The sequence below is a fragment of the Paenibacillus sp. ICGEB2008 genome (assembly GCF_000307675.1).
GTDB lineage: Bacteria > Bacillota > Bacilli > Paenibacillales > Paenibacillaceae > Paenibacillus > Paenibacillus polymyxa.
Genome location: NZ_AMQU01000039.1, coordinates 1 through 5,479, shown reverse-complemented (window position 1 = coordinate 5,479; position 5,479 = coordinate 1). Strand labels below are relative to the sequence as shown.

2 tRNA genes and 4 rRNA genes are annotated in these 5,479 nt (G+C 52.1%); all 6 read left to right on the top strand.

Annotated elements, in window-relative coordinates:
- Nucleotides 1–48 precede the first annotated feature (48 nt).
- Nucleotides 49–122: transfer RNA gene (locus tag C400_RS0125730), tRNA-Pro, on the top strand.
- 11 nt (nucleotides 123–133) lie between these two features.
- Nucleotides 134–209 (top strand) — tRNA-Ala (locus C400_RS0125725).
- Nucleotides 210–381: 172 nt separating this feature from the next.
- Nucleotides 382–1,931 (top strand): 16S ribosomal RNA (locus tag C400_RS0125720).
- 170 nt (nucleotides 1,932–2,101) lie between these two features.
- Nucleotides 2,102–5,027: ribosomal RNA gene (locus tag C400_RS0125715) — 23S ribosomal RNA — on the top strand.
- 55 nt (nucleotides 5,028–5,082) lie between these two features.
- Nucleotides 5,083–5,198: ribosomal RNA gene (rrf, locus tag C400_RS0125710) — 5S ribosomal RNA — on the top strand.
- Nucleotides 5,199–5,385: 187 nt separating this feature from the next.
- Nucleotides 5,386–5,479 (top strand): 16S ribosomal RNA (locus C400_RS0125700); the annotation flags it as partial.

Genomic DNA, 5,479 nt, shown 5'->3' with positions numbered 1-5,479 from the left:
CGACTCCTCTCGGGCGCGCCATATCTTTTAATAGAATAGATAGGAAATCGGGAAGTAGCTCAGCTTGGTAGAGCACATGGTTTGGGACCATGGGGTCGCAGGTTCGAATCCTGTCTTCCCGATCATTTTTTGTGGGGCCTTAGCTCAGCTGGGAGAGCGCCTGCTTTGCACGCAGGAGGTCAGCGGTTCGATCCCGCTAGGCTCCACCAAAAGTTTTTAAAAAAAGTTGTTGACTTTGAAGAAGTGACGTTGTATACTAATAAAGTTGCTTTAACAAAGCGGACAAACAAAATGATCTTTGAAAACTAAACAAGACAAAACGTACCTGTTAATTCAGTTTTTAAAAATCGCACAGCGATGTGCGTAGTCAGTCAAACTACTTTATCGGAGAGTTTGATCCTGGCTCAGGACGAACGCTGGCGGCGTGCCTAATACATGCAAGTCGAGCGGACAGATGGGAGCTTGCTCCCTGATGTTAGCGGCGGACGGGTGAGTAACACGTGGGTAACCTGCCTGTAAGACTGGGATAACTCCGGGAAACCGGGGCTAATACCGGATGGTTGTTTGAACCGCATGGTTCAAACATAAAAGGTGGCTTCGGCTACCACTTACAGATGGACCCGCGGCGCATTAGCTAGTTGGTGAGGTAACGGCTCACCAAGGCAACGATGCGTAGCCGACCTGAGAGGGTGATCGGCCACACTGGGACTGAGACACGGCCCAGACTCCTACGGGAGGCAGCAGTAGGGAATCTTCCGCAATGGACGAAAGTCTGACGGAGCAACGCCGCGTGAGTGATGAAGGTTTTCGGATCGTAAAGCTCTGTTGTTAGGGAAGAACAAGTACCGTTCGAATAGGGCGGTACCTTGACGGTACCTAACCAGAAAGCCACGGCTAACTACGTGCCAGCAGCCGCGGTAATACGTAGGTGGCAAGCGTTGTCCGGAATTATTGGGCGTAAAGGGCTCGCAGGCGGTTTCTTAAGTCTGATGTGAAAGCCCCCGGCTCAACCGGGGAGGGTCATTGGAAACTGGGGAACTTGAGTGCAGAAGAGGAGAGTGGAATTCCACGTGTAGCGGTGAAATGCGTAGAGATGTGGAGGAACACCAGTGGCGAAGGCGACTCTCTGGTCTGTAACTGACGCTGAGGAGCGAAAGCGTGGGGAGCGAACAGGATTAGATACCCTGGTAGTCCACGCCGTAAACGATGAGTGCTAAGTGTTAGGGGGTTTCCGCCCCTTAGTGCTGCAGCTAACGCATTAAGCACTCCGCCTGGGGAGTACGGTCGCAAGACTGAAACTCAAAGGAATTGACGGGGGCCCGCACAAGCGGTGGAGCATGTGGTTTAATTCGAAGCAACGCGAAGAACCTTACCAGGTCTTGACATCCTCTGACAATCCTAGAGATAGGACGTCCCCTTCGGGGGCAGAGTGACAGGTGGTGCATGGTTGTCGTCAGCTCGTGTCGTGAGATGTTGGGTTAAGTCCCGCAACGAGCGCAACCCTTGATCTTAGTTGCCAGCATTCAGTTGGGCACTCTAAGGTGACTGCCGGTGACAAACCGGAGGAAGGTGGGGATGACGTCAAATCATCATGCCCCTTATGACCTGGGCTACACACGTGCTACAATGGACAGAACAAAGGGCAGCGAAACCGCGAGGTTAAGCCAATCCCACAAATCTGTTCTCAGTTCGGATCGCAGTCTGCAACTCGACTGCGTGAAGCTGGAATCGCTAGTAATCGCGGATCAGCATGCCGCGGTGAATACGTTCCCGGGCCTTGTACACACCGCCCGTCACACCACGAGAGTTTGTAACACCCGAAGTCGGTGAGGTAACCTTTTAGGAGCCAGCCGCCGAAGGTGGGACAGATGATTGGGGTGAAGTCGTAACAAGGTAGCCGTATCGGAAGGTGCGGCTGGATCACCTCCTTTCTAAGGATATTATACGGAATATAAGACCTTGGGTCTTATAAACAGAACGTTCCCTGTCTTGTTTAGTTTTGAAGGATCATTCCTTCGAAACGTGTTCTTTGAAAACTAGATAACAGTAGACATCACATTCAATTAGTAACACAAGATATCACATAGTGATTCTTTTTAACGGTTAAGTTAGAAAGGGCGCACGGTGGATGCCTTGGCACTAGGAGCCGATGAAGGACGGGACGAACACCGATATGCTTCGGGGAGCTGTAAGCAAGCTTTGATCCGGAGATTTCCGAATGGGGAAACCCACCACTCGTAATGGAGTGGTATCCATATCTGAATTCATAGGATATGAGAAGGCAGACCCGGGGAACTGAAACATCTAAGTACCCGGAGGAAGAGAAAGCAAATGCGATTCCCTGAGTAGCGGCGAGCGAAACGGGATCAGCCCAAACCAAGAGGCTTGCCTCTTGGGGTTGTAGGACACTCTGTACGGAGTTACAAAAGAACGAGGTAGATGAAGAGGTCTGGAAAGGCCCGCCATAGGAGGTAACAGCCCTGTAGTCAAAACTTCGTTCTCTCCTGAGTGGATCCTGAGTACGGCGGAACACGTGAAATTCCGTCGGAATCCGGGAGGACCATCTCCCAAGGCTAAATACTCCCTAGTGACCGATAGTGAACCAGTACCGTGAGGGAAAGGTGAAAAGCACCCCGGAAGGGGAGTGAAAGAGATCCTGAAACCGTGTGCCTACAAGTAGTCAGAGCCCGTTAACGGGTGATGGCGTGCCTTTTGTAGAATGAACCGGCGAGTTACGATCCCGTGCAAGGTTAAGCAGAAGATGCGGAGCCGCAGCGAAAGCGAGTCTGAATAGGGCGCATGAGTACGTGGTCGTAGACCCGAAACCAGGTGATCTACCCATGTCCAGGGTGAAGTTCAGGTAACACTGAATGGAGGCCCGAACCCACGCACGTTGAAAAGTGCGGGGATGAGGTGTGGGTAGGGGTGAAATGCCAATCGAACCTGGAGATAGCTGGTTCTCTCCGAAATAGCTTTAGGGCTAGCCTCAAGGTAAGAGTCTTGGAGGTAGAGCACTGATTGGACTAGGGGCCCTACCGGGTTACCGAATTCAGTCAAACTCCGAATGCCAATGACTTATCCTTGGGAGTCAGACTGCGAGTGATAAGATCCGTAGTCGAAAGGGAAACAGCCCAGACCGCCAGCTAAGGTCCCAAAGTATACGTTAAGTGGAAAAGGATGTGGAGTTGCTTAGACAACCAGGATGTTGGCTTAGAAGCAGCCACCATTTAAAGAGTGCGTAATAGCTCACTGGTCGAGTGACTCTGCGCCGAAAATGTACCGGGGCTAAACGTATCACCGAAGCTGCGGACTGTTCTTCGAACAGTGGTAGGAGAGCGTTCTAAGGGCTGTGAAGCCAGACCGGAAGGACTGGTGGAGCGCTTAGAAGTGAGAATGCCGGTATGAGTAGCGAAAGAGGGGTGAGAATCCCCTCCACCGAATGCCTAAGGTTTCCTGAGGAAGGCTCGTCCGCTCAGGGTTAGTCGGGACCTAAGCCGAGGCCGAAAGGCGTAGGCGATGGACAACAGGTTGATATTCCTGTACCACCTCCTCACCATTTGAGCAATGGGGGGACGCAGGAGGATAGGGTAAGCGCGGTATTGGATATCCGCGTCCAAGCAGTTAGGCTGGGAAATAGGCAAATCCGTTTCCCATAAGGCTGAGCTGTGATGGCGAGCGAAATATAGTAGCGAAGTTCCTGATTCCACACTGCCAAGAAAAGCCTCTAGCGAGGTGAGAGGTGCCCGTACCGCAAACCGACACAGGTAGGCGAGGAGAGAATCCTAAGGTGATCGAGAGAACTCTCGTTAAGGAACTCGGCAAAATGACCCCGTAACTTCGGGAGAAGGGGTGCTCTGTTAGGGTGCAAGCCCGAGAGAGCCGCAGTGAATAGGCCCAGGCGACTGTTTAGCAAAAACACAGGTCTCTGCGAAGCCGTAAGGCGAAGTATAGGGGCTGACGCCTGCCCGGTGCTGGAAGGTTAAGAGGAGCGCTTAGCGTAAGCGAAGGTGCGAATTGAAGCCCCAGTAAACGGCGGCCGTAACTATAACGGTCCTAAGGTAGCGAAATTCCTTGTCGGGTAAGTTCCGACCCGCACGAAAGGCGCAACGATCTGGCACTGTCTCAACGAGAGACTCGGTGAAATTATAGTACCTGTGAAGATGCAGGTTACCCGCGACAGGACGGAAAGACCCCGTGGAGCTTTACTGCAGCCTGATATTGAATGTTGGTACAGCTTGTACAGGATAGGTAGGAGCCTTGGAAACCGGAGCGCCAGCTTCGGTGGAGGCATCGGTGGGATACTACCCTGGCTGTATTGACCTTCTAACCCGCCGCCCTTATCGGGCGGGGAGACAGTGTCAGGTGGGCAGTTTGACTGGGGCGGTCGCCTCCTAAAAGGTAACGGAGGCGCCCAAAGGTTCCCTCAGAATGGTTGGAAATCATTCGCAGAGTGTAAAGGCACAAGGGAGCTTGACTGCGAGACCTACAAGTCGAGCAGGGACGAAAGTCGGGCTTAGTGATCCGGTGGTTCCGCATGGAAGGGCCATCGCTCAACGGATAAAAGCTACCCCGGGGATAACAGGCTTATCTCCCCCAAGAGTCCACATCGACGGGGAGGTTTGGCACCTCGATGTCGGCTCATCGCATCCTGGGGCTGTAGTCGGTCCCAAGGGTTGGGCTGTTCGCCCATTAAAGCGGTACGCGAGCTGGGTTCAGAACGTCGTGAGACAGTTCGGTCCCTATCCGTCGCGGGCGCAGGAAATTTGAGAGGAGCTGTCCTTAGTACGAGAGGACCGGGATGGACGCACCGCTGGTGTACCAGTTGTTCTGCCAAGGGCATCGCTGGGTAGCTATGTGCGGACGGGATAAGTGCTGAAAGCATCTAAGCATGAAGCCCCCCTCAAGATGAGATTTCCCATTCCGCAAGGAAGTAAGATCCCTGAAAGATGATCAGGTTGATAGGTCTGAGGTGGAAGTGTGGCGACACATGGAGCTGACAGATACTAATCGATCGAGGACTTAACCATATTTTTGAATGATGTCACACCTGTTATCTAGTTTTGAGAGAACACTCTCAATTTGTTTGGTGGCGATAGCGAAGAGGTCACACCCGTTCCCATACCGAACACGGAAGTTAAGCTCTTCAGCGCCGATGGTAGTCGGGGGTTTCCCCCTGTGAGAGTAGGACGCCGCCAAGCAATTGCACGTTAGTGCAATTTTTTAAAAAAGTTGTTGACTTTGAAGAAGTGACGTTGTATACTAATAAAGTTGCTTTAACAAAGCGAGCAAGCAAAATGATCTTTGAAAACTAAACAAGACAAAACGTACCTGTTAATTCAGTTTTTTTAAAATCGCACAGCGATGTGCGTAGTCAGTCAAACTACTTTATCGGAGAGTTTGATCCTGGCTCAGGACGAACGCTGGCGGCGTGCCTAATACATGCAAGTCGAGCGGACAGATGGGAGCTTGCTCCCTGATG